The 2518-nt window shown below is 41.1% G+C and carries 2 protein-coding genes; both read left to right on the plus strand.

Going from position 1 to position 2518, the window contains the following annotated elements:
- Positions 1 to 60 precede the first annotated feature (60 nt).
- Entirely contained in the window at positions 61 to 1164 is a 1104-nt protein-coding gene (locus O9295_RS25455; protein WP_288036089.1) for an RRXRR domain-containing protein, read from the plus strand.
- 59 nt (positions 1165 to 1223) lie between these two features.
- Entirely contained in the window at positions 1224 to 2015 is a 792-nt protein-coding gene (locus O9295_RS25460; RefSeq protein WP_288036088.1) for an HpsJ family protein, read from the plus strand.
- Positions 2016 to 2518: the final 503 nt, after the last annotated feature.

Here is a 2518-nt window from a genome sequence, read left to right on the forward strand (position 1 = left end):
CAAGACATCTTGATTGTGTTGCGGAAAGGGACTTTAACTTTACTCTTAAGGATTATCTCCATGGCAAGAGTTCCTGTTATCTCAAAAGACGGAAAGTCGTTGATGCCCACCAAACCCAGTCGTGCCAGACGGTGGATTAAAGAAGGAAAAGCTATCGGTAAATTCAACGATTTAGATATTTTCTATGTCCAGCTAATCGATGAACCTTCCGATAGTAAAACCCAACCGATTGCTATTGCTATTGGTATTGACCCGGGGAAATTATTCTCTGGAATTGGTGTTCAATCCTCCCTTTTTACTCTTTGGAAGGCTCACTTAGAACTTCCTTTTAAACGAGTAAGAGAACGACTGGACAATCGCTGCTTAATGCGAAGAGGACGTAGAGGAAGACGGATTAACCGCCAACTTCCTTTTAATCTAAGAGCGCATCGACAACAACGATTTTCAAATAGAAGAACAGGAAAATTAGCTCCCTCAATCAGAGCTAATCGTCAACTTGAACTTCGAGTCGTTTCCGAACTAACCAAAATCTATCCAATTACCGATATTTACTTTGAGTACATCAAAGCCGATATTGCTCTAACTTCTGGTAGAAAAGGAGCTAAGTCTGGAAAAGGTTTTTCGTCGGTTATGGTCGGACAAAAATGGGCTATTGAGCAACTGTCTCAATTGGCAACAGTCCATACTCGCTTTGGTTGGCAAACCTCTAATCTCAGAAAATATTTGCGACTAGAAAAGTCCAAAAATAAAGCAGAACAATCACCAGAAAGCCATGCTAACGATGGCATTGCTCTTGCCTGTTTTCAATTTTTAGATTATTGGCCATTTCACAATTCTAATGGTCATGGATATGATTGGAAGGGTTTCGTTGAAGTAACAAACGCTCCTTTCGCTGTCATCAAACGTCCTCCTATTAGTCGTCGTCAACTTCACCTGATGGTTTTTTCTAAAGGTGGTAAACGACGTAAATATGGTGGCTCTACCACAGGACATGGGTTCCGTAAAGGAGATTTAGTTTCTTCTCCCAAAGGAATTGGTTATGTCAGTGGAGATACCGAAAAACAGCTATCTGTAAGCGATACCAATGGTCAACGATTGGGACAGATAGCTGTTAGCAAGATTCAGTTAATCCGTCGTTCTAACGGTTTAATTGTTTCTCACTAACTTATATAAAGCCGCCCTCCGCTATCGCTAAAGGGCGGGGTTTCAGACCCATTTTTTCGATGAACAGCTTTACTTCTTTGTCCCTGAAATTAACGGGATTGGTTTTCATTATTTCCTTCCTTTTGGATGGGTTTATCCTGCCGCTGCCCTATCGATTCAGTCAATCCCAATGGCAGGTAGGGTTCGTCACCACCTTTGTCGATCGAGGAATTGTTCCTCTCCTGGGTATCGTTCTCGTTTTAATCGCTTACTGGATTGACGCTAACAATAGAGATGTCATTCCTAGAAAATCCCGCTTTGAATTGCGTTGGCCGATTTTTATTCTTTCCACACTGTTAGGCTTAGTTTTTCTGTTGATGATTCCTGTTCACATCAATAATATCAACCAGATTAAAAACAACGCTTTGACTCAAATTGAACAGGGTGTTGACCAAGGAGAGGGACAAATTCAAGCTTTCTTAGCCCAGTTAAATACTCTATCGCAAAATCCCCAACTATTAGAACAGCAGATCTCTCAGAGAACTCAAGTGATTGAAACTGGTCGTTTCCAAGGACAACCGATCAACACGGAACAGTTACAGACCCTCCGTCAACAAAGAGACCAATTAACTAATTTACGGGATTTATCCAAAAAACCGAAGGAGTTTAAACAGCGATTAGATGAGATCAAAAATCAGCTACAAACTCAGCTGCAAGATCGACGAAAACAGGCAGAAAGCCAAGCTAACTTGGAGGCTTTGAAACAGTGGTTAAGAATTGGTATTCAAAGTATGTTGCTATCGATTTGCTATAGTTTGATCGGTTGGTTAGGCATTCGAGAACTAGGTAGTGTGAAAAAACGCACTGCCTAAGCAGGGGATTTATCTTAATGATCAAGTATAAAGTTTTCGTTTTCGGTACTCAGAATTCTCCGAGTCAGGAGACGAGCGCAGACAAGAGCATACTTCATCCTTAGGATCAAATCTGTAACTATAGTCATTTCAGATAAGTCTGAGACACTCTAGACCGACAAAACCCTTATGAACTCTGGGATTGATATTCTCAATTTTAATTGAAATGACCATACTTAAATATTCAGCCACAGGGCATCATTTGCTGATGCCCTTTTATTGATTAAACCTCTAATACTAAATCCTGTTTAAAAGGTATAGGGGAGCGGGAGAGCGGGGGAGCGGGAATTATGAATTATGAATTAGGAAGTGGCAAGAATAAATAGGGTCTGCTGAAAAAGTTTTTCCTGGGGGTAGGAGTCAGTAGCCGGTCGTCAGGAGCCGGTCGTTTTAGGCTTTGTTGCCCTTGTTTTTTGTACCAAGCGATGTACTACAAGAAGGATAATGCAAGGTTTTTGAACGTC

It is taken from the genome of Microcystis sp. LE18-22.4A, assembly GCF_027531105.1.
Classification (GTDB): Bacteria; Cyanobacteriota; Cyanobacteriia; order Cyanobacteriales; family Microcystaceae; genus Microcystis; species Microcystis aeruginosa.

What these genes read in the sequence shown, in the direction of transcription:
- O9295_RS25455 (WP_288036089.1), top strand. Translation starts at nt 61, where the DNA reads ATGGCAAGAGTTCCTGTTATCTCAAAAGACGGAAAGTCGTTGATGCCC.
- O9295_RS25460 (WP_288036088.1), top strand. Translation starts at nt 1,224, where the DNA reads ATGAACAGCTTTACTTCTTTGTCCCTGAAATTAACGGGATTGGTTTTC.